Annotated in this window: 26 protein-coding genes; 11 read left to right on the top strand and 15 right to left on the bottom strand. The window is 67.5% G+C overall.

The genetic code is table 11. The features are described from left to right. The first annotated feature begins 68 nt into the window (after positions 1-68). Positions 69-590 carry a carboxymuconolactone decarboxylase family protein gene (locus FFS35_RS17160; RefSeq protein ID WP_137788111.1) on the top strand — a complete coding sequence of 174 codons (522 nt, stop codon included), beginning with the start codon at positions 69-71 and terminating at the stop codon, positions 588-590. Between the two features lie 34 nt (positions 591-624). On the opposite strand, the gene FFS35_RS17155 is transcribed toward FFS35_RS17160, so the two are convergent. After that, on the bottom strand, positions 625-1,398 hold the full coding sequence (locus FFS35_RS17155) for a sulfite exporter TauE/SafE family protein (protein WP_137788110.1): 774 nt from the start codon (positions 1,396-1,398) through the stop codon (positions 625-627). A gap of 135 nt (positions 1,399-1,533) precedes the next feature. Between FFS35_RS17155 and epsC the strand changes: the two genes are divergently transcribed. Both epsC and FFS35_RS17145 read left to right on the top strand, forming a co-directional pair. After that, the gene (epsC, locus tag FFS35_RS17150; RefSeq protein WP_137788109.1) at positions 1,534-2,223 is read left to right on the top strand and encodes a serine O-acetyltransferase EpsC; all 690 of its coding nucleotides are present in this window, start codon (positions 1,534-1,536) and stop codon (positions 2,221-2,223) included. Then, positions 2,223-2,573 carry a DUF2794 domain-containing protein gene (locus FFS35_RS17145; RefSeq protein ID WP_137788108.1) on the top strand — a complete coding sequence of 117 codons (351 nt, stop codon included), beginning with the start codon at positions 2,223-2,225 and terminating at the stop codon, positions 2,571-2,573. The genes epsC and FFS35_RS17145 overlap by 1 nt, the downstream gene beginning before the upstream one ends. 52 nt (positions 2,574-2,625) lie before the next feature. Here FFS35_RS17145 and FFS35_RS17140 read toward each other — a convergent pair whose 3' ends face one another. The 9 genes from FFS35_RS17140 to FFS35_RS17100 all read right to left on the bottom strand — a co-directional run bounded on the left by FFS35_RS17140 (position 2,626) and on the right by FFS35_RS17100 (position 11,320). Beyond that, positions 2,626-3,525 carry an SDR family NAD(P)-dependent oxidoreductase gene (locus FFS35_RS17140; RefSeq protein ID WP_137788107.1) on the bottom strand — a complete coding sequence of 300 codons (900 nt, stop codon included), beginning with the start codon at positions 3,523-3,525 and terminating at the stop codon, positions 2,626-2,628. A gap of 85 nt (positions 3,526-3,610) precedes the next feature. Then, positions 3,611-4,063 carry a hypothetical protein gene (locus FFS35_RS17135; protein WP_212742229.1) on the bottom strand — a complete coding sequence of 151 codons (453 nt, stop codon included), beginning with the start codon at positions 4,061-4,063 and terminating at the stop codon, positions 3,611-3,613. Positions 4,064-4,177: 114 nt separating this feature from the next. Continuing rightward, positions 4,178-4,870, bottom strand: coding sequence for a phosphate regulon transcriptional regulator PhoB (phoB, locus tag FFS35_RS17130; protein WP_137788106.1), 693 nt, complete (start codon positions 4,868-4,870; stop codon positions 4,178-4,180). Further along, entirely contained in the window at positions 4,870-5,556 is a 687-nt protein-coding gene (phoU, locus tag FFS35_RS17125; protein WP_137788105.1) for a phosphate signaling complex protein PhoU, read from the bottom strand. Before phoU ends, phoB begins: the two co-directional genes overlap by 1 nt. An 11-nt stretch (positions 5,557-5,567) precedes the next feature. Next, positions 5,568-6,338 carry a phosphate ABC transporter ATP-binding protein PstB gene (pstB, locus tag FFS35_RS17120; RefSeq protein ID WP_137788161.1) on the bottom strand — a complete coding sequence of 257 codons (771 nt, stop codon included), beginning with the start codon at positions 6,336-6,338 and terminating at the stop codon, positions 5,568-5,570. After that, positions 6,338-7,597, bottom strand: coding sequence for a phosphate ABC transporter permease PstA (gene pstA, locus FFS35_RS17115; protein WP_249341713.1), 1,260 nt, complete (start codon positions 7,595-7,597; stop codon positions 6,338-6,340). The genes pstB and pstA overlap by 1 nt, the downstream gene beginning before the upstream one ends. Beyond that, a complete protein-coding gene (pstC, locus tag FFS35_RS17110) occupies positions 7,590-8,966 on the bottom strand; it encodes a phosphate ABC transporter permease subunit PstC (protein WP_137788104.1) in 1,377 nt (458 codons plus the stop codon). Before pstC ends, pstA begins: the two co-directional genes overlap by 8 nt. 16 nt (positions 8,967-8,982) lie before the next feature. Further along, complete coding sequence (locus FFS35_RS17105; protein WP_137788103.1) at positions 8,983-10,032, bottom strand: substrate-binding domain-containing protein; 1,050 nt, start codon at positions 10,030-10,032, stop codon at positions 8,983-8,985. Positions 10,033-10,093: 61 nt separating this feature from the next. Next, positions 10,094-11,320: an ATP-binding protein gene (locus FFS35_RS17100; RefSeq protein ID WP_249341712.1), complete on the bottom strand. Its 1,227-nt coding sequence runs from the start codon at positions 11,318-11,320 to the stop codon at positions 10,094-10,096. 151 nt (positions 11,321-11,471) lie between these two features. On the opposite strand from FFS35_RS17100, the gene FFS35_RS17095 reads away from it, so the two are divergent. The 4 genes from FFS35_RS17095 to FFS35_RS17080 are packed head-to-tail and all read left to right on the top strand — an operon-like array spanning position 11,472 to position 14,029. Then, a complete protein-coding gene (locus FFS35_RS17095) occupies positions 11,472-11,882 on the top strand; it encodes a hypothetical protein (RefSeq protein ID WP_137788101.1) in 411 nt (136 codons plus the stop codon). Between the two features lie 7 nt (positions 11,883-11,889). Continuing rightward, positions 11,890-12,153, top strand: coding sequence for an HPr-rel-A system PqqD family peptide chaperone (locus tag FFS35_RS17090; protein ID WP_137788100.1), 264 nt, complete (start codon positions 11,890-11,892; stop codon positions 12,151-12,153). Then, on the top strand, positions 12,150-13,001 hold the full coding sequence (locus tag FFS35_RS17085; protein ID WP_137788099.1) for an HprK-related kinase A: 852 nt from the start codon (positions 12,150-12,152) through the stop codon (positions 12,999-13,001). The genes FFS35_RS17090 and FFS35_RS17085 overlap by 4 nt, the downstream gene beginning before the upstream one ends. After that, positions 12,998-14,029: a nucleotidyltransferase family protein gene (locus tag FFS35_RS17080; protein ID WP_249341711.1), complete on the top strand. Its 1,032-nt coding sequence runs from the start codon at positions 12,998-13,000 to the stop codon at positions 14,027-14,029. Before FFS35_RS17085 ends, FFS35_RS17080 begins: the two co-directional genes overlap by 4 nt. On the opposite strand, the gene FFS35_RS17075 is transcribed toward FFS35_RS17080, so the two are convergent. Continuing rightward, complete coding sequence (locus FFS35_RS17075) at positions 13,992-14,360, bottom strand: hypothetical protein (protein ID WP_137788098.1); 369 nt, start codon at positions 14,358-14,360, stop codon at positions 13,992-13,994. The two genes, FFS35_RS17080 and FFS35_RS17075, sit on opposite strands and share 38 nt — an antisense overlap. Then, on the bottom strand, positions 14,357-15,004 hold the full coding sequence (locus FFS35_RS17070) for an HAD-IA family hydrolase (RefSeq protein WP_137788158.1): 648 nt from the start codon (positions 15,002-15,004) through the stop codon (positions 14,357-14,359). Before FFS35_RS17070 ends, FFS35_RS17075 begins: the two co-directional genes overlap by 4 nt. 62 nt (positions 15,005-15,066) lie before the next feature. On the opposite strand from FFS35_RS17070, the gene glmU reads away from it, so the two are divergent. From glmU to FFS35_RS17055, 3 genes are all read left to right on the top strand, one after another. Further along, a complete protein-coding gene (glmU, locus tag FFS35_RS17065; protein ID WP_137788097.1) occupies positions 15,067-16,425 on the top strand; it encodes a bifunctional UDP-N-acetylglucosamine diphosphorylase/glucosamine-1-phosphate N-acetyltransferase GlmU in 1,359 nt (452 codons plus the stop codon). 48 nt (positions 16,426-16,473) lie between these two features. Continuing rightward, positions 16,474-18,297, top strand: coding sequence for a glutamine--fructose-6-phosphate transaminase (isomerizing) (gene glmS / locus FFS35_RS17060; protein ID WP_137788096.1), 1,824 nt, complete (start codon positions 16,474-16,476; stop codon positions 18,295-18,297). Between the two features lie 152 nt (positions 18,298-18,449). Next, positions 18,450-18,830: a hypothetical protein gene (locus tag FFS35_RS17055; protein ID WP_137788095.1), complete on the top strand. Its 381-nt coding sequence runs from the start codon at positions 18,450-18,452 to the stop codon at positions 18,828-18,830. Between the two features lie 98 nt (positions 18,831-18,928). Here FFS35_RS17055 and rplI read toward each other — a convergent pair whose 3' ends face one another. From rplI to rpsF, 3 genes are read right to left on the bottom strand one after another with little or no spacing between them, the layout of a single operon-like run. After that, positions 18,929-19,522: a 50S ribosomal protein L9 gene (rplI, locus tag FFS35_RS17050; protein ID WP_137788094.1), complete on the bottom strand. Its 594-nt coding sequence runs from the start codon at positions 19,520-19,522 to the stop codon at positions 18,929-18,931. 11 nt (positions 19,523-19,533) lie between these two features. After that, positions 19,534-19,758, bottom strand: coding sequence for a 30S ribosomal protein S18 (rpsR, locus tag FFS35_RS17045; protein WP_137788093.1), 225 nt, complete (start codon positions 19,756-19,758; stop codon positions 19,534-19,536). Beyond that, entirely contained in the window at positions 19,758-20,168 is a 411-nt protein-coding gene (rpsF, locus tag FFS35_RS17040) for a 30S ribosomal protein S6 (RefSeq protein WP_137788092.1), read from the bottom strand. Before rpsF ends, rpsR begins: the two co-directional genes overlap by 1 nt. 184 nt (positions 20,169-20,352) lie before the next feature. Here rpsF and FFS35_RS17035 point away from each other — a divergent pair. Further along, positions 20,353-20,811 (top strand): hypothetical protein (locus tag FFS35_RS17035; protein WP_137788091.1); only part of this gene is annotated, 459 nt, incomplete at its 3' end.

Raw genomic sequence — 20,811 nt, 5'->3', positions numbered from 1 at the left:
GGACTGTCGAAGGGGCGCGGGACCAGTCGCGGTTTCGCGCCCTTTCTCATGCCTTCAGGAGACAGAGCATGGCGCTCAAGGAATTCGCGGGCAGCTTGCCCGATTTCGCCAAGGACATCCGGCTGAACGTCGGCTCGCTGCTCAATGAGACGGTGCTGAACGATCAGCGCAAATACGGCACGCTGCTCGCCTGCGCGCACGGCTCGGGCCACAAGCCGCTGGTCGAGGCGACCGAGGCGGAAGTCGCCGACAAGCTCTCGCCCGAAGCGGCGAACGCGGCGCGCGCGGCGGCGGCGGTGATGGCGATGAACAACGTCTATTATCGCTTCACCCACCTTGCCGGTAACGACGAATATGCGCGGATGCCCGCCAAGCTCCGCATGAACGTGATCGGTGCGCCGGGGATCGACAAGGTCGATTTCGAGCTGTTCAGCCTGGCGGTCAGCGCGATGAACGGCTGCGGGATGTGCATCGACGCGCACGAGCAGGTGTTGAAGAAGGCGGGCGTCACCGCCGAGGCGATCCAGACCGCCGCGCGGATCGCGAGCGTGATGAAGGCCGTGGCGACCGTCCACGCGGTCACCGCCTGATCGGCGCGGGCCGGGCGAGGCGGTTCTCGCCCGGTCAGCCGCGCAGCGCGTGCCACACGCCGTAGCTGCTCGTCAGGGTCAGCACGACGCCGACCAGCACCAGCATCACCCGCGTGGGGATGCGCTTTGCCATCACCGCGCCAAGCGGCGCGGCGGCGATCCCGCCAATCAGCAAACCGAGCGTGGCGGCAGCGAAATCGCGCAGGCCGAGGTGATAGATGAACGTCGCCGACACGGCCGCCGTGAGGAAGAACTCGACCGCGTTCACCGTGCCGACCACGCGGCGCGGCTGCATCCCCTGGACCAGCAGGTTCGACGTGACCACCGGCCCCCATCCACCGCCGCCGGCCGCATCCAGAAAGCCGCCGACCAGCCCGAGCGGCTCCACCAGCTTCGGCCGGGCCGAGATTTCGCGCAGTTTCGCCGCGCGAAACAGCAGATACAGCCCGACAAGCACGAGATAGCCCAGCACGAAAGGCTTCACCACGCCGGCATCGATATTGCTGAGCAGATAGGCGCCGCTCACCCCGCCGATCAGCCCGGGGATGAGCAGGCGCAGGAAAAGCCGCCGATCGATATTGCCGTGCAGGAAATGGCTGATTCCGGAAACAGCGGTGGTGAACACCTCGACGATGTGGATATTGGCCGATGCCCGCGCCGGCGGCATGCCGATCACGGCCACGAGCAGGGTGTTGCAGATAATGCCAAACGCCATGCCGAGCGCGCCATCGACGAGTTGCGCCGCAAAGCCGACGAGAATGAACGGCAGCAGCATATCGGCGCCGGCAAGTGTCAGATCCAAAACCATTTCTCCCGCGAGACGGCGACCCTGAACGCCTGGCCCGTAAAAGGCAAACCCGGCGGATTACGCCTGGTTGCGGCGCAGCGCTGGAAATCATGCGCACAAGCGCCTAAATTCCCGCCATCTAGGGGAAGACACGGCATGGCCCGACTGGCGGCATATCTCGATTCGATCCGGGCGCGCGATCCGGCGCCACATTCGCGGTTCGAGATATTGCTCTATCCCGGCGTCTGGGCGCTGGCATGGCATCGCATCGCGCACCGGCTCTACAAGGCGCGGTTTTTCTTCCTCGCGCGCGTGGTCAATCACCTGTCACGCTTCATGACCGCGATCGACATTCATCCCGGCGCGAAGATCGGGCGCAATTTCTTCATCGATCACGGCTTCGTCGTGATCGGCGAAACGGCGGAGATCGGCGACGATGTGACGATCTACCAATGCGTCACGCTGGGCGGCACCAGCCCGGACAACGGCATCGCCGGCAAGCGCCATCCCACGATCCTCGACGGGGCGATCATCGGATCGGGTGCGCAGGTGCTCGGCCCGATCACCGTCGGCCGACGGGCGCGCGTCGGCGCGAACGCCGTGGTGACCAAGGATGTGTCGGAAGGCGCGGTGATGGTCGGCATCCCCGCCCGCCCCACGATGGTGGAAGGCGGCCAGGCGGAAGCGCCCAAGTTCGTGCCCTATGGCACGCCGTGCAGCGAATTGTTCGATCCGGCGACCCAGAAGGTCGAATCGCTGCGCTGTGAGCTGGAGGCGATGCGTCGCCGCCTCGATGCGCTGATGGACGAGCAGGCCGGCACCGATCGCGCGGCGACCCGCGCCTGATGGGGATCGTCACCCCGTTTCCGATCGCGCCGGGGCAGGGGCGCCCAAGCCAGGTGGGCTTCGAGCGGCAGGAATTGACCCGCATCCTCGATCTTTACGGGCGGATGGTCGCGGCCGGGCACTGGCGCGATTATGCCATCGATCTGGGGCGCGATGCGGCGGTGTTCGCGGCGTTCCGTCGCGCGGCGGAGCGGCCGGAATATCGCATCGAGAAGCGCCCCGCGCTCCGCAACCGGCAAGGAATGTGGGCATTGGTGAACGAAGCCGGCGCCGTGCTGAAGCGCGGGCATGAGCTTGGCCCCGTGCTCGCGCCGATCGAGCGGCGCCTGCTGAAACTGGTCGAGGGATGAGAACGCACCCGCCGCGCCGGCACACAGCCGACGCGGCGGGTGGCGTCAGATGTCAGCCGCCGGCAAGTTTCTTGCCGATCAGCATCGATTGCGCCGCGCCGGAATCCGGCACGATTTCGTCGGTGCGGTCGGTGATCTCGGACCAGTATTTCTGCACGCCTTCGACGGACAGGTCGTCGCCCGTCAGCAACTTGCCCTGCGTCAGCGTGACGTAGCTCGCCTGGAACACGCCCGCGCCCGCGCCGACGATCTGGTTGGTCGGCGCATCCTCGCTGACGAGGAACAGCGCCGCCGGCACCACCTTGTCGGGGGAGAAAGCCTTGAACGCCTCCTCCGGGAACAGATCCTCGGTCATCCGCGTGCCGGCCACCGGCGCGATCGTGTTGACCTTGATGTTGTTCTTCGCGCCTTCGAGATAGAGCGTCTTGGTCAGCCCGGCGAGGCCCAGCTTGGCCGCGCCGTAATTCGCCTGGCCGAAATTGCCGAACAGGCCCGTCGAGGAGGCGGTCATCAGCACACGGCCGTAATTCTGCTCGCGAAACGTTTCCCAGCACGCCTTCGTGGCCATCGCCGATCCGATCAGGTGGACCTTGACGACGAATTCGAAATCCGCCGGCTCCATCTTGGTGAAGGTCTTGTCGCGCAGCACGCCGGCATTGTTGATGAGGATATGGACGCCGCCCCACTTTTCCTTCGCGCGGGCCACCATCTCGGTCATCTGTTCATATTCGGTGACGCTGGCGCCGTTGGCGATCGCGGCGCCGCCGGCCGCCTCGATCTCCTCCACCACCTTCTGCGCCGCGTCGGAAGCGCCCGTTCCGGTGCGATCGCCGCCGAGATCGTTCACGACGACCTTCGCGCCGCGACGCGCAAGCTCCAGCGCGTATTCGCGGCCGAGGCCGCCGCCGGCGCCGGTGACGATCGCTACCTTGTCTTCGAAACGGATGGTCATGGAAAAGGCGCTCCTTCGAAACGAATGAAGCGCCTTCCCATACTCATCATTCAAACGGGCGCAACCGCCCGCGCGCGACGACCGCTTACTTTGTGGTCGTGGTCGTGGTCGTGGTGGTCGTCTTCTTCACCGCGGCCGCCTTGCGCGCATGCTTCTTCTTCGCATGGTGCGCCGCGCCGCCCTTGTTCACGTGGCCGTCACCCGAGCCGGCCTGCTGGCACTTGTCGAACTGGCCCTTCTTGCAGATCGGGTAGCTCTCCTGCGGGGCGGGCGGGGGGAATGCCGTCGCGGGATCGGGCGCGGGCTTGAACACGACGTTAGAGCCGGGTGCGGGCGTGCCCTGCATCGCCGGCGTGGCGGGCTGCATGCCGCCCATCGGGGCCGGCGCGGTCGTGCCGGTCTGGGCCGGGGCGTTGGCGTCGGTCTGAGCCGGTGCGGTGGCGGTGGAATCGGCGGGGGCCGGCGCCATCGTGGACTGATCCTGCGCGATGGCGGGGGTGGCGAGCAGCGCTGCGGCTGCCAGAAGGATTGATTTCATGCGGGATTCTCCTGTCAGGAAACGCACTTCGCGTCTTAGATACGCACCCGCCCAACGCGCGAGTGCGAACTTGGCTCCGTCGTTTCGCTAGCGGTTCGACAGCGGATGGAAAATTTATCCGCCGGAGTCCAGCGCATAGCCCGCCGACCGCACCGTGCGGATGATATCCTGCCGCCCGCCTTCGTTGATCGCCTTGCGCAGCCGGCGGATGTGCACGTCGACCGTGCGGCTCTCGATATCGCTGTCATGCCCCCACACGCTGTCGAGCAGCCGTTCGCGCGAGAAGACATGGCCGGGATGCTCGAGGAAATGCTTGAGCAGGCGGAATTCCGTCGGCCCGAGCGGGATCACCTCGCCGCCGCGCCGCACCTTGTGGCCGACCGTATCCATTTCGAGATCGGCATAGCTCAACGCCTCCCCCGCCAGGCCCGGCCGCACGCGCCGCAGCACCGCACCGACGCGCGCCACCAGCTCGCGCGGCGAGAAGGGCTTGGTGACATAATCGTCCGCGCCCGTTTCCAGCCCGCGGACGCGATCCTCCTCCTCGCCGCGCGCGGTGAGCATGATGATCGGCACGTTCTGGGTTTCGGCGGCGCGGCGCAGACGACGGCAAACCTCGATCCCGGAAATGCCCTCGACCATCCAGTCGAGCAGCACGATATCCGGGACCTGCTCCTTCGCCATCAACAGCGCTTCTTCGCCGTCGATCGTATGCGCGACGTCGAAATCCTCGCGCTTGAAATGCCAGATCAACAATTCCGCGAGGCTGGCATCATCCTCGACCAGGAGCATACGGGCGCGGGCCATCAGTTGTTCACCTTCTCTCGATCGGCAAGCCGGGTGCCGGTGGCGGCAAAATAAACCATCTCGGCGACGTTGGTCGCGTGATCGCCGATCCGTTCCAGGTTCTTGGCGACGAACAGCAGATGCGCGACCTGGCTGATCGTCTTGGGATTTTCGACCATGTAGGTGACGAGCGTGCGGAAGATGCTGTCGTAGAAATCGTCGAGCGCATCGTCGCGCGCGCAGATCTCCAGCGCCGCCTCCGCATCGCGCGCGGCGAAGGCGTCGAGCACGTCGTGCACCATGCCGGAGGCCATCTTCGCCATCGCGGGCAGGGTGGAGATCGGCTCGATCCGGCTCCCGCTTTCGATCATCGGGATGCGCTTGGCGATGTTCTTGGCATAATCGCCGATCCGCTCGACCACACCGGCGATCTTGAGCGCGGCGACCACCTCGCGCAGATCGTTCGCCATCGGGGCGCGCAGCGCGATGATCCGCACCGCGGTGCGCTCCACCTCGACCTCCAGCGCATCCAGCGCCTTGTCGCGCTCACGCACCTGACCCGCCAGTGCAAGATCGCCGCGTTGCAGCGCCGCGATCGCATCCGCGATGGCATGTTCCGCCAGGCCGCCCATCTCCCCGATCAGCCCGCGAAGCTGGCCGATATCCTGATCGAAGGCCTTGACGGTATGTTCTTGTCCGGTTGCCATCGCGGTTTCCCTCAGCCGTACCGGCCGGTGATATAGTCTTTGGTGCGCTCTTCACGCGGATTGGTGAAGATGTCCGACGTGTCGCCATATTCGACAAGCTGGCCGAGGTGGAAGAACGCGGTCTTCTGACTGACGCGCGCGGCCTGCTGCATGTTGTGCGTGACGATCACGATCGCGTAGCGCCCGCGCAGCTCGTGGATCAGTTCCTCGATACGCGCGGTGGCGATCGGATCGAGCGCGCTGCACGGCTCGTCCATCAGGATCACCTCCGGCTCGACGGCGATCGCGCGCGCGATGCACAGGCGCTGCTGCTGGCCGCCGGAGAGCACCGTGCCCGAATCGCCCAGCCGGTCCTTGACCTCATGCCACAGGCCGGCGCGGACGAGCGACTCCTCCACGATCCGGTCCAGATCGGATCGGCCCTTGCTCAATCCGTGAATGCGCGGGCCGTAAGCGACGTTCTCGTAGATCGATTTCGGAAACGGGTTCGGCTTCTGGAACACCATGCCGACGCGCGCACGAAGCTGCACCACGTCCATCTCGCGGGCGTAGATATCCTCGCCGTCCAGCCGGATCTCGCCAGTGATGCGCGCGGACGCGACCGTGTCGTTCATCCGGTTCAGCGTGCGCAGAAAGGTCGATTTGCCGCAGCCGGACGGGCCGATGAACGCTGTCACGTCATCCTGCGGCACGTCGATCGAAACATCGTCGATCGCGTTATTGTCGCCATAGGACACGTTGACGTGACGGGCGGTCATCTTCGGCGGCTTATCGTCGCGCATCACCAGCGGGTCTCGAATCTGTTGCGGAGGTAGATGGCGAGGCTGTTCATGGCGAGCAGCAGCACGAGCAGGACGACGATCGCGGCGGAGGTTTTCTCCACGAAGCCGCGGTTCACCTCGTCAGACCACAGGAACACCTGGACGGGCAGCACTGTGGCCGGATCGGTGAGCTTGTCCGGCGGTGCGGCGATGAAGGCGCGCATCCCGATCATCAGCAGCGGCGCCGTTTCCCCCAAGGCACGCGCGGTGCCGATGATCGTGCCGGTCAGGATGCCGGGCAGCGCGAGCGGGAGCACATGGTGGAACACCACCTGCACCGGCGACGCCCCCACGCCGAGCGCCGCATCGCGGATCGACGGCGGCACCGCCTTGATCGCGTTGCGCCCGGCGATGACGATCACCGGCATGGTCATCAGCGCGAGCGTCAGGCCGCCGACGATCGCGGCGGAACGGGGCAGCCCGAACGTGCCGAGGAACACCGCGAGCCCGAGCAGACCGAAGATGATCGAGGGAACCGCCGCGAGATTGTTGATCGAAACCTCGATCAGGTCGGTCCAGCGGTTACGCGGCGCATATTCCTCCAGATAGAGCGCCGCCAGCACGCCGACCGGGAAGGAGAGGACGATGGTGACGAACATCGTCATCAGCGATCCCTTGAGCGCCCCCCAGATGCCGACGCGGGTGGGATCGGTGGAATCGGATGCGGTGAGGAAATCGCGGTTGAATCCGCGCGACAGCTGATCGCCCAGCGCGGCGACGGTCGCTTCCGCGGCGGCGGTGCCGCTGCCCTTGGAGGCGATGTCGATCGCGCTGGCGACCGGCACCTCCAGCGTCGCCCGGCGCGAGAGCAGCGACGGATCGGCCTTCACCGCATCGCGCACGCGAAGCCACGCGCCGTCCGAGAGCAATTCGGCACCGCCAAGCTTCGGCCAGGCGGCATTGGCGGCGGCATCCACCGCGCTTTCGAGGCCCGCGCCGGTGAGCGCGAGATCCGCGCCGCGCCCGCGCAGGCGCGCGGGATCGATCGCCAGGTTGGCGGAGCGCAGATCGAGCGGCAGGGCGATCCGCGTTTCGGTGAACCCGCCGATGCCACGCGTCAGCATCGATCCGAGCAGAAAGACCAGGAACGCCGCCGACACCCCGATCGCCGCAAGCCCCAGCAGCCGGAAACGGCGCTCCGCGCGATAGCGGCGGGCGATGCGGCGCTGCATCGGGGCGCCCGACCAGTCGGTCGGCGCGGCGGGCGGCGCCTTACTCATACGCCTCCCGATAGCGCTTCACGATCACCAGCGCGACGATGTTGAACAGCAGTGTGACGATGAACAACGTCAGCCCGAGCGCGAAGGCGGCCAGCGTCTTGGCGCTGTCGAATTCGGCCTCCCCGGTCAGCAGGTCGACGATCTGCTTGGTCACGGTGGTGGTGCTGGCGAACGGATCGAGCGTGAGGCTGGCGACGCCGGACGCGGCCATCACCACGATCATCGTCTCCCCGATCGCGCGGCTGATCGCGAGCAGCACGCCGCCGACGACACCCGGAAGCGCGGCAGGCAGCAGCACCTGGCGGATCGTTTCGGATGGCGTGGCGCCGAGCGCCAGGCTCGCGTCGCGCATCGACGAGGGGACGGCGGCCAGCGAATCATCGGCGAGCGAGGATACGAACGGGATGATCATCACGCCCATCACCAGCCCCGCGGCGAGCGCGCTTTCGGATGAGGCCGAGGCGATCCCCAGCGATACGCCAAGGTTGCGCACGGCCGGCGCGACGGTGAGCGCGGCGAAATAACCGTAGACGATCGTGGGAACGCCGGCGAGAATCTCCAGCATCGGCTTCACCCAGCGCCGCGTGCCGGGGCGCGCATATTGCGTGAGATAGATCGCGCTCATCAGCCCGAACGGGATCGCGACGATCATCGCGATCACCGCGCCGATGAAGAACGTGCCCCAGAACAGCGGCACCGCGCCCAGCGACGCGCCCGGATCGCGCGGATCGATCACCTGCGGCGACCAGTGCGTGCCGAACAGGAAATCGGTGAGGGGCACGATCGAGAAGAAGCGCGCGCTCTCGATCAGGAGGCTCGCCACGATCCCCGTCGTCGTCAGGATCGCGATCAGCGAGGCGGCGAGCAGCAACCCCATCACCAGCCGCTCCAGCTGCGTCCGCGCCGAAAAGCGCGGCGCGACGCGCAGGAAGGCGACAACGCCGGTGCCGATGGCCAGCAGCAGCGCGACCGCCGCCGCGATCAGATCATAGCGTTTCTGGGCGGCGGCATAGGCGGGAGCGAGCGTCGTGGAGAGGGTGTGAAACGCGCCATATGCCTGGCCGCGGGCCAGATCGCGTGCTTCGGACAGGATCGACGCGCGCTCGAAGCCGTGCGGCGGTAGCGCGCCTGCCGCCGGGGTCGCGAGCACCGCATCCGTCACCAGGGCGGGCGACACGAAGCGCCAGACGAGCAGGAACAGCAGCGGCGGCCCGATCGTCCACAGCGCGACATATGCCGCATGATGGCCCGGCAGCGAACTGAACCGCCCGGGCGTAGCCAGCCGGAACCGCACGGCGCGGGCGCGCGACGTGAACCAGCCGACCGCGCCGAGCGCGGCGATCAGGAACAGCAGCGCTAGCGGCGACACAAGGCAGCGCCCCGCATCATTTCAGCTCTCGCGGATCAAGCGGTGTCAACGTGCGAATGATCGCGGCCGATCGCGCCTGCACCGCTGCCGGCGATGCGATAAGCCCGCGCCGGACGAGCGGGCCACCGGCGCCCCACAGCCTGGCATATTGCGCCAGAAACGACCGGAGCCCCGGCACCGCGGAGAGATGCGCCTTCTTCACATAGATGTAGAGCGGTCGCGCACCGGGATAACTGCCGTCGGCGATCGTGGCGTAGCTTGGCGCGACCCCCGCGATCGGCACGCCGACCACCGTGCCGGCGTTTTCCTCCAGATAGCTGTAGCCGAAAACGCCGATCGCATCGGGGTTTGCGGACAGCTTCTGGACGATGAGATTGTCGTTCTCGCCCGCGTCGATATAGGCGCCGTCCTCGCGGATTCGCTGGCACAGGACGGCGAACGCGGCGGGGTCGTTCTCCCGCAGCGACGCAGCGCGCGGATCGACCGCCTCGCAGCCGCGCGCCAGGATAAGCTCCGCCAGCGCGTCGCGGGTGCCGCTGGTCGATGGCGGCCCGTAAACCCGTATCGGCGTGTCGGGCAGCGCCGGGTTCACATCGCGCCAGGTGCGCGCGCTGTTGGGCCGCCCGCCCGGTGTCGCGGCGATCGCGCGATACAGATCGGCGGGCGTGAGCGCCATTTTCGCGCCGCGCCGCGATTCGGCGAAGGCGATGCCGTCGATGCCGATCTGTATCTCGATCAGTTCGCCGGCGCCGTTGCGGGCGCAGCCCTGATATTCCGCGCGCTTCATCCGGCGCGAGGCATCCTCGATATCGGGATGGGCCGCGCCGATCCCGGCGCAGAACAGCTTCATCCCCGCGCCGGTGCCGGTGGATTCGATCACCGGCGGCTTGGCGTCAGGCGTATTCGCGAGGAACTGTTCCGCGACGATCGTGGTGAAGGGATAGACGGTCGATGATCCCACCGCCTTGATCTGCGCGCGCGCGCCGGCCCCGCCGCCCGCCGCCTGATCGTGACAGGCGGCAAGCGACAGCGACAGTGCGGCAAGCAGTGCGACGCGCCGAATCATCAAAACCCCAACCGCCCCGGACGGCGGCGTTCTTTCCCGTCGCCGCCGTGTGACATTAAGTTTACGCCAATATGACAGCGGCGTCGGCGGCGCGCAGCATCACCGTGACGCGCGTACCTTCGCCGACGGTGCTGGCGATGTCGAAGCGGCCGCGATGCCGCTCCACGATATGCTTGACGATGGCGAGCCCCAGCCCGGTGCCGCCGAGCGAGCGGCTGCGCCCCGCATCGACCCGATAGAAGCGTTCGGTGAGGCGCGGCAGATGCTCCGGCGGGATGCCCTCGCCGCGGTCCGCCACCACCAGGCGGATCATTCCGCGCCCGGCCGGCGCCGCTTCCACGCGGATCGGCGTTCCGGCCCGGCCGTATTTCATCGCGTTGCCGATCAGATTGTGGAGAAGCTGCGAAAGCTGGACCGCATCCCCCGTCACCATCGGCAACCCTGGCGTTACGTGAAGCGAGATATCGCGCCCGCGCCCGTCGTGCGCCGCCGCCAGCGTATCGGCGACATCGCGGATCAGCTGGCCGAACTCGATCGAATCCGAAGGCTGGCGGAATTTGTCCGCCTCGATCCGCGACAGGCTCATCAGATCGCCGACCAGCCGGTCCATCCGCCGCGCCTCATCCAGCACGATGCGCAGGAATCGCGCGCGGATCTCGGGATCCTCGCCCGCCTCGTCCGCCAGCGTTTCGACATAGCCGAGGATCGAGGCGAGCGGCGTGCGCAGCTCGTGGCTGGCATTGGCGACGAAATCGACGCGCATCTTCTCGGCGGCATGGGCATCGGTGCGATCGAGCAGATGGACGAGGCGGCGGTTGCCCCCGATCGCATTGGCGCGCAATTCCCAGCGCTGGTTGAGCGCGCCAAGCCCGACAAGATCGATCGGCGGGAGCGCCTCGTCATCGCGCGACTGGGCCAGATGCGCGGCGGCGGCGGGATGCCGGATCGCGGTGCGCACGTCCTCCCCCGCGACATGCTCGCCCAGCAGCGTGCGCGCGGCGCGATTGGCGAGCATCACCCGCGTGCCTTCCACCAGCAGTACCGGCTCGAGGATCGCATCGATCGCCACCTCGATCGCGGGGCCGGGGACGGCGGTGTCGCGCGCCAGCGCGGCAGCCTCGGCCTGCCGCTCCTCCCGCATCTGCGACGAGGCGAGCAACGCCACCAGCCCCCCGGCGAGCGTGACCATGCCGACCTGCCAGTCTCCCGACAGCGACCAGGTGACGACCGCCGTCACCGCGACGATGACGGCCGCCAGCCAGCCGCGAGGCGTGATTCCTTCCAGCACGGGCGCGGCTTTAGCCGATCGCCGGGATGCACGCACCCACCCAAAACGGCGCGGCATAAAGGGGATCGAAACGTCCCGGTGCGATACGCTTCGTCGCGCCGGCTTGTCTCGACGGCCCGATTGTGGAAGTGCGAAGAGCGACAGGAGCGCAATGAGCGACGAAAACGAGATCGGCGGGGAAAAGCGCATCGAGGGCGCCACGCGCCGCCGCGCGCTGATGCTCGGTGCGGCCGGCGCGGCGGCGGTGGTGTCGATCCGCCCCGCACTGGCGCAGACGGCGGGATCGGTGCTCAACTGCGAGATACCCGTGCCGGATCCGTCGCGCGCGGGCGGCTTCATCGATGCGAACGGCAATGTCGTCGCGGCCGGCACGAAGAACGCCTTCGCCCCGCCGGTGCGCCCGCTGAATGGCGAGGATGTGCGCCGGGCGATGGCGACGGGCGGTAACCTGCCCGGCGTCGATTACGAGCGCAGCCGCGCCTATCTGAAATATGTCGGCCGGTTGCAGCGCGGGACGGCCGGGTTCACCTGCTTCGCCTCGCTTCAGATGCTGCGGAAATAGCAACAGGATGGCCGCGACGCGCTATCGCGCGCCGGCTGCGGATGGCCTGCGCATCGCGCCGCTGGACGATCTGAACGCGATCTATCACCGCGCTTCCGGCATCACGCACATCGTCGTCGCGCCCGTACCCGAGCTGCTGGACGCGATGGCGGGCGAGTGGCGGACGCTCGACGCATTGGCCGACGCGTTCGGTCTCGCCGCCGACGAGCGCGGCGCGCTGATCGAGCGGCTCGACGAGCTGGTCGGCATCGGGCTGGTCGAGGCGGCATGAGGCACGTCTTTCCGGTCAGGATCGGCCCGGCCTCGTTCCGGGTCGGCGCGGACTGGCGCGCGCCGATCGCTCAGTTACGCGCGCTCTATGCCGATTATCCCCAGCCTGAGGACGGCATTGCCGATTACACCGTGCGGCTTTCCGCGGCGCGGCCGTGGCGGCGCTTCGTGCGGCCGTCAGTCACGATCGCGGGGGATTACATGCTGCCGGACGCCGCGCCTCTGCCGCTGGCGCACGGGCTGCTCGCCGCCGAAATGGCGATGAACCTGCAACTCGCGCTGGGCGAGCGGCGCTTCCTGCTGCTCCATGCCGCGACGGTGGAGCGCGACGGGCGCGCCATCGTGCTGACGGGCGAATCGGGCGCGGGGAAATCGACGCTGGCGGCGCTGCTTTCGGGGCGCGGCTGGCGGCTGATGGGCGATGAATTCGCGCTGGTGAACCCGGATAGCGGGCTGATCCACGCCTTTCCCCGCCTCGTCAGCCTGAAGAATGAGGCTATCGCGGTGGTGCGGGCGGCGATCCCGGCCGCGCGGTTCGGGCCATTGCTCGCGGGTACGCCGAAGGGCGATATCCGGCATCTGGTGCCCGATCCGGCGGCGCTCGCGGCGATGGACCGGCCGGCACGGCCGGCGCGGCTGGTGTTTCCCCGCTTCGGCTTCGCGGCGGACACGCGGCCGGTGGGCGCGGGCGAGGCGTTCGTGCGGCTTACGCAGGCTTCGACCAATTACGTGGCGCTTGGCGAATCCGGTTTCGACGCGCTGACACGCTTCGTGCGCAGCGTGCCGGCGGTCGCGCTCGATTATCCCGATGCGGACAGTGCGATCGCCGCGATCGAGGCCTGGGCGTGAGCGCGGCGGCACGGCTGCTCTGCCGTTTGCTGGCGGCGCCGGACACCGCGCTGGCGCTCGACCCGCCGCAATGGATCGCGGTGATCGCGGTCGCGCGTGCGGAATTGCTGATCGGCTCGCTCGCCTGTCGCCTGCGCGGGCTGCCCGTGCCGGAGCAGGTGGGCGCGATCCTGGCGGCAGCGATTCAGTCCGCCGAGGAGGGGCGGCGGCAGGCCTTGTGGGAAGCGGAGATGGCGCGGCGCGCGCTCGCCCCGGCCGGCTTCCCGATCATCTTGCTGAAGGGCACCGCCTTCGTCGCGGCGGGGCTGGATGCGGGGCAAGGCCGGCATATCGGCGACCTCGATATCCTCGTGCCGCGTGCAAGGCTGGATGATGCGGAGGCGGCGCTGCTCGACGCCGGCTGGGAATGGGTGAAGCCCGATCCCTATGACGATAATTACTATCGCCGCTGGATGCACGAACTGCCGCCGCTGATCCACCGCGAGCGCGATCGGATGATCGACGTGCATCACACGATTCTGCCGCCGACTGCGCGCATCACCCCGGATGCGGGCGCGCTCGTCGCGGCGGCGGAGCCGCTCGGCAACGGCCTGTCGATCCCGTCGCCGGAGGATCTCGTCGTCCACGCCGCGCTCCATCTGTTTGCGGATGGCGACCTTTCCGGCGGGCTGCGCAATCTGTGGGATATCGATCGGCTGGTGCGTGAATTCTGCGCGCGCGATGCCGGGTACGAGGCCAGGCTCGCCGACCGCGCGGCGCTGCATCAGGCGGGGCGCGCCGTGGCGCGATCGTTGCGGCTCGCGCGGCGATTGTTCGACACGCCGGTTTCCGACCGGCGCGCCGAGGGCATCTTCGACGCCGCCGCCCGCCGCCGCCTGCTCGCGCGTGACGGGTGGGGCAGGGGCACGCGGCCCGCGACGCGCGCCGCCTTCTACGTCCGTTCGCACTGGCTGCGGATGCCGCCCGCGCTGCTGGCGCGGCATTTGTGGGTCAAGGCCAGGAGGAATAATCGCCGCGCAGGTGCCTGAACAGATAGACCACGAGGATCACGCCGACGATGATCGTGGTATCCGCCAGCCAATCCATGATGTCGCAATCGCGGTGCAACACCGGCAGCGACTGCGCCACCTCGATCAGCGCGCCGAGGAAGGACAGCCGCTCGCCGACCCGCCACAACGGCGCCTTCGGATAAGCGAGGATCGCCAGCACCGTCAGCGTGCCGAACGCCGCCATATGCTGCCATTTGTCGTTGACATTGACGAGTTGCGGCGGGTGCGGCAGCAGCGCCATCGTGATCGCGAAAGCTGTTGCGGATGCGAGCAGCAGCCGCCAGAAAGTCAGCCGTTCCTGATGGGTCATAACGTCTCGAGTGCCGGGATCAGTTGGTCGAAATGCCCGATCACCGCGTTTGCGCCGAGCGTTTCGACCTGGTCGAGAAAGCCGAACGCACAGGCCACGGCGGGTATCCCCGCCGCCTTCGCCGCGCCGACATCATAGATCGAATCGCCGACGAACGCCGCGCGACCGCCGCCGCAGCGCGCGATCATCGCCTCGATCCCATCGGGCGAAGGCTTCCCCGCGTCGCCGACGATCGCCGCGAAGCGCCATGTGAGGCCGAGCGCATCCAGAAGCGCGCGCGCCAGCGGCTCCGCCTTGTTCGTGGCCAGCCCGATCGCCACCCCGCGCGCGGCCAGCCCGTCCAGCATCGTCAGCGCGCCGGGGAAGGGCGTGGTATGCACCGCGATATGCGCGGCATAGAATTCGATCATCGCGGGATAGAGCCGGTCGAGCAGCGCCGCGTCCCCGCCGCCGCTAGCGTCAAGCGCCAGCGACAGCATATGCCGACCGCCGCCGCCGATCATCGCGCGCACCTGCTCCACCGTGAGCGGCGCGCGCCCGACCGAGCCAAGCGCGTGATTGACCCCGGCGGCAAGATCGGCGCTCGTATCAAGCAACGTGCCGTCGAGATCGAAACCGACAATCGTGAACGGAAAAACATCCATCAGCCACGCGCCAGACAGCACTACTCTGGAAATGGCAAGCATCCAATGCGAAAGCGCCCTTCATGAACGACAGACCGATCGCTGCCATCATTCTCGCCGCCGGCAACGGCACCCGGATGAAATCCGATCTCCACAAGGTGCTGCATCCGCTTGCCGGGCGGCCGATGCTGCTCCACCTGCTCGCAAGCGTCGCGGCGCTGGAGCCGGCGCGCACCGCCGTCGTTGTCGGGGCGCGGCGCGAGCAGGTGGAGGCGGCGGTGGTGCCGCTCGGCGCGGAGGTGGTCCATCAGGCGGAGCAACTCGGCACCGGCCATGCCGTGCATCAGGCGGAAGCCGCTTTGCGCGACTTCATGGGCGACGTGCTGATCCTCTATGGCGACGTGCCGCTGGTCACGACCGATACGATGCGGCGGATGCTCGAACGGCTCCACGCCGACGATGCGCCCGCCACGGTGGTGCTGGGGTTCCGCCCGGCCGATGCGGGCGCCTATGGCCGGATCATCGCGGACGGCGACGGGCGGATCGCGAAGATGGTCGAATTCAAGGATGCGTCTGCTGAGGAACGCACCGTAACCCTCTGCAATTCGGGCCTGATGGCTGTTCGCGGAGAAGACCTGTTCGCGTTGCTCGCGCGGGTGGATAACAACAATGCCGCGGGCGAATTCTATCTGCCGGATATCGTGATGCTGGCGGCGACGGATGGCCGTGCGTCGGCCGTGATCGAAACCGGCGAGGGCGAAGTCGCCGGGGTGAACAGCCGCGCCGAACTGGCCACGGTGGAGCGCGCCTGGCAGGAACGGCGGCGGGCACAGGCGATGGCGGACGGCGTGACGCTGATCGCGCCCGAAACCGTCTGGTTCGCTTATGACACGGCGCTCGCGCGCGATGTGACGATCGAGCCGAATGTGGTGTTCGGCCCGGGCGTGAGCATCGCGCAGGGTGCGACGATCCACGCCTTCAGCCATCTGGAGGGCGCGACGGTGGGCGCCGGCTGCTCGGTCGGCCCCTACGCCCGGCTGCGCCCGGGCGCGGTGATGGAGGCGAAGTCGCGCGTCGGCAATTTCGTGGAGATGAAGAAGGCGGTGCTCGGCGAAGGCGCGAAAGCCAATCATCTGACCTATCTCGGCGACGCCGACGTGGGGGCGGGCGCGAATATCGGGGCGGGCACGATTACATGCAATTACGACGGCTTCTTCAAATATCGCACGAACATCGGGGCGGGGGCGTTCATCGGCTCCAATTCCGCGCTGGTCGCGCCGGTGACGATCGGTGCGGGCGCGATCGTCGGCGCGGGCGCGGTGGTGACACGCGATGTGAGCGCCGACGCGCTGGCGCTCGTCCGCCCGCCGCAGGAGGAGAAGACGGGCTGGGCCGCGCGCTTCCGGGAACAGATGGCGGCGCGCAAGAAAACGACTAAGTAGGCGCCAATCTTCTACCAATACCGAACACTCTAACGGATCGAGGCAGTCATGTGCGGCATCGTAGGCATTCTGGGCACCGAGGACGTTGCCGACCGGCTTCTCGACGGGCTGAAGCGGCTGGAATATCGCGGCTACGACTCCGCCGGCATCGCGACGGTGCACGATGGCGCGATCGATCGGCGGCGCGCGTCGGGCAAGCTCGTCAATCTGGCGCGGGAACTGGCGGCCCATCCGCTACCCGGCGATGTCGGCATCGCGCATACGCGCTGGGCGACGCATGGCGGGCCGACGACCAATAACGCGCATCCGCACGCAACCGATCATGTCGCCGTGGTCCACAACGGAATTATCGAGAATTTCAAGCCCTTGCGCGAAGAACTTATCGCGCGCGGCAGGGTTTTCACCAGCGAGACCGATACGGAGGTGGTCGCGCATCTCGTCAGCGAGAAGGTCGAGGCCGGGATGGCACCGGCCGACGCGGTGCGCGAGGTGCTCCCGCGGCTTCACGGCGCCTTCGCGCTGGCGATCCTGTTCCGCGATCACCCGGAGCTGCTGATCGGCGCGCGGCTGGGCTCGCCGCTGGTGGTCGGCTATGGCGAAGGCGAGACCTATCTCGGCTCGGACGCACTGGCGCTTGCCCCGCTCACCCAGCGCATCGCGTATCTCGACGAGGGCGACTGGGTGGTGTGCACCCGCGATGGCGCGCAGGTGTTCGATCGGGACAACAATCCTGTCGAGCGTGCGATCACCATCTCCGGCGTCACCGGCGCGCTGATCGACAAGGGCAACCATCGCCATTTCATGCAGAAGGAGATTTACGAGCAGCCGATCGTCGTCGCCCAGACGCTGCGCTCCTATCTCCAGCGGATGGAGGATCGCGTCACGCTGCCGATCCCGGATTATGATCTGTCCACGATCAAGCGCGTCACTATCGTCGCCTGCGGCACCAGCTTCTACGCCGGGATGGTCGCGAAATACTGGTTCGAGCAATATGCGCGCGTGCCGGTGGATCTCGATGTGGCATCCGAGTTCCGTTACCGCACGCCGGTGATGGAGCAGGGCGGGCTGATGATCGTCATCAGCCAGTCGGGCGAGACGGCAGACACGCTCGCCGCGCTGCGCCATGCGCGCGCGGAGGGGCAGACGATCGCGGCAGTGGTCAACGTGCCGACCAGTTCGATGGCGCGCGAGGCCGACCTGGTGCTGCCGACCCACGCCGGGCCGGAGATCGGCGTGGCTTCCACCAAGGCCTTCACCTGCCAGCTCGCGGTGCTGGCCGCGCTTGCCGCCAATCTAGCGCGGGCGAAGGGGCGGCTCAGCCCGGCGGAGGAGAAAGCGATCGTCAAGCACCTCTCCGAAGCGCCCGCCGCGCTGAACGCCGCGCTCGCCTATGACGAGGCGATCGAGGCGATGGCGGGGACGGTCGCGGGCGCGCGCGACGTGCTTTATCTGGGGCGCGGAACGGATTATCCGCTGGCGCTGGAGGGCGCGCTGAAACTGAAGGAAATCAGCTACATACACGCCGAAGGTTACGCGGCGGGCGAGATGAAGCACGGCCCGATCGCGCTGATCGACGAGAATGTGCCGGTGATCGTGATCGCGCCGAGTGGCCCGCTGTTCGACAAGACGGTCAGCAACATGCAGGAGGTGCAGGCGCGCGGCGGCAAGGTGGTGCTGATCAGCGATTACGACGGGGTCGAGGCGGCGGGCGAGGGATGCCTTGCGACGATCACCATGCCCAAGGTCCACCCGCTGATCGCGCCGCTGGTCTATGCCGTGCCGGTGCAGCTGCTCGCCTATCACGTAGCGGTAGCGAAGGGGACGGACGTGGATCAGCCGCGCAACCTGGCGAAGTCCGTTACGGTGGAGTGACCATTAACGACAACGCTTGACACTATCGCCAGCCTTGCCGGCCATGATCCGCCTTGCGCGTGCGATGAGGCGACGGAAGTTCACCGGATTGGCTTTGTGGCCGGCCGGCCTGGGCTGGTAGATCTGGGTCGCGGCGGCGCGAGGGGGATGCGATGCGGGGTACGGTTCTGTTCTGTCTGGGAACGGCGATGATGTTGTTGTCCGCGGCGGCACATGCCGACGATCCCCGCGATCCGACGATGCGCAACGCCGACGCCAGAGCGCGCGACAGCGAGCAGACCCGGCAGCTCAACGTGCAGGCCGGCTCCGAGGTCCAGAGTCGCGGGTTGCGGTATGAGGTGCGGCAGCGCGTCATGACCGCTGACGCCGGCTATGCGGCGGATCAGGCGCAATATGACGCTGCCTCGCGCGATCATGACCGCGACATGGATCGCTACGCCCGCGATCGCGCGCAATATGAACGGCAGATGGCTGACTGGCGCAGGGCCGTCGCCGCGTGCCGCGCGGGATATTACGACGCCTGCGCCAACTAGGCCGCGACGCCCGGATCACAGCGGCCCGCTGTCAAAGAAAAAGGCCCGCCGGAGGATCGCTCCGGCGGGCCTTTTCGTATCGCGGATGGGGAGCGGCGTTACGCCTGCTCCGCCTCCGGCTGAACCTCGGCGCTGGCGCCCGGCTCGGCATTCGGATCATAGTCCTCGGTGAAGCCGCCGGTGTCGCGACCTTCCTCGAACATCTGCGCCGCGACGTCGACGCCCGACGCCTGCAGCTCGGCCTCTTCGGGCGAGCGTGCGACGTTGACCTTCACCGTCACCGACACTTCCGGATGAAGGGCGACCTTCACCTCGTAGATGCCGATCGCCTTGATCGGGCGATCGAGCACGATCTGGCTCTTGGCGACCTTGTGGCCATCGGCCTGCAGCGCCTCGATGATGTCACGCACCGCGACCGAGCCGTAGAGCTGGCCGGTGTTCGATGCCTGACGGATGATCGTCACCTTCACGTCGTTGAAGCCCTTGGCTTCCTTCTCGGCGTCGGTGCGACGGGTCGCGTTGTCCGCCTCGATGCGGGCGCGGTTGGCCTCGAACACCTTGCGGTTGGCCTCGTTGGCGCGCATCGCCTTCTTGTTCGGCAGCAGGAAGTTACGGGCGAAGCCGTCCTTCACCTTCACTACATCGCCGATCGAGCCGAGCTTCTCGACGCGCTCAAGCAGAATAACGTCCATGTGAGCGTTCCTTACTTAACGACGTAGGGCAGCAGGCCCAGATGACGGGCGCGCTTGATCGCCTGAGCGAGTTCGCGCTGCTTCTTCGCCGATACGCTGGTGATGCGCGACGGCACGATCTTGCCACGCTCAGAGACGAAGCCCTGAAGCAGCCGGATATCCTTGTAATCGATCCGGGGCGCGTCCTTCGCGGAGAAGGGGCAGCTCTTGCGGCGGCGGAAAAACGGACGGGCCATTATGCGAGCTCCTCCTCACGATCGCGACGCGGCCGATCGCCACGGTCGCCGCGATCACCACGCTCTGCGCGACGCTCACGATCGCGCTCCTGCTTGCGCATCATCACGGACGGGCCGTTCTCATGCTCATCGACCTTGACGGTCATGTAGCGGATGATGTCTTCGTTGATCTGGCTCTGACGCTCCAGCTCGGCGACGGTATCGCCGGGGGCATCGATTTCGAGCATCACGTAATGCGCCTTGCGATTCTTCGCGATGCGATAGGCGATGCTGCGAAGACCCCAGGTCTCGGTCTTCACGACCTTGCCGTTGTGATCCTCGACGATCTTCGTGGCGGCTTCCGCCAGCGCGTCCACCTGCGCCTGTGCCAAATCCTGGCGCGCAAGGAACACGTGCTCGTAAAGAGCCATATGCTTTCCTTCGTTGGCCGATCGCTGACATGGCCCCGTGCCATGCCCCTCCGGCTGTCGTCTCGTTCCACAGGCCGCATGGCCCGGGGAAGCGGCGTCCCTTAGCGGAAAGCGCCGGAAAGGCAAGGGCGGTGCGCGATGCGCTTAAACCGAATCTCCACCGCTCGCGCGCTAGGCGCTGCCCATGACGGTGATGAACCCATCCGCTTCGTGGCGCTGGTGCGCGCTGCTCTTGCTGACCGGCGCGCTGGCATTGTGGGTCGGCTGGGTCGGCTTCATCGCGTCGGACGATTCGCTCTATTACGCGGGCGCGCAGGCGTGGCTGACCCATCCCCCGGCGGCGGGGACGGATCACTGGTCGACGCGCTTTCCGCTGATCCTCGCCTTCGCGGGCGTGATAAGCGTGATCGGGCGCGGATATGCCGCGTTCGGCGTCACCGCGGTGCTGTTCCATATCGTGCTGGTCACGGTTACCGCGCTGTACGGGCGCACGGTGGGCGGCGCGCGTGCGGGGTGGATCGCGGCGCTGCTGATCGCGACGCTGCCGGTGGTGATCGTCTATGCCACAACCGTCAGCGTCGATCTGATCGAGGCATCCGCGCTGGTGGCGGGTGCGCTGCTGCTGGGCGGGGCGGGAAACGAT

Source organism: Sphingomonas sp. 3P27F8 (genome assembly GCF_005502745.1).
Classification (GTDB): Bacteria; Pseudomonadota; Alphaproteobacteria; order Sphingomonadales; family Sphingomonadaceae; genus Sphingomonas.
The sequence above is the reverse complement of the archived record's forward strand: the minus strand, read 5'-3'. Positions and strand labels throughout refer to the sequence as shown.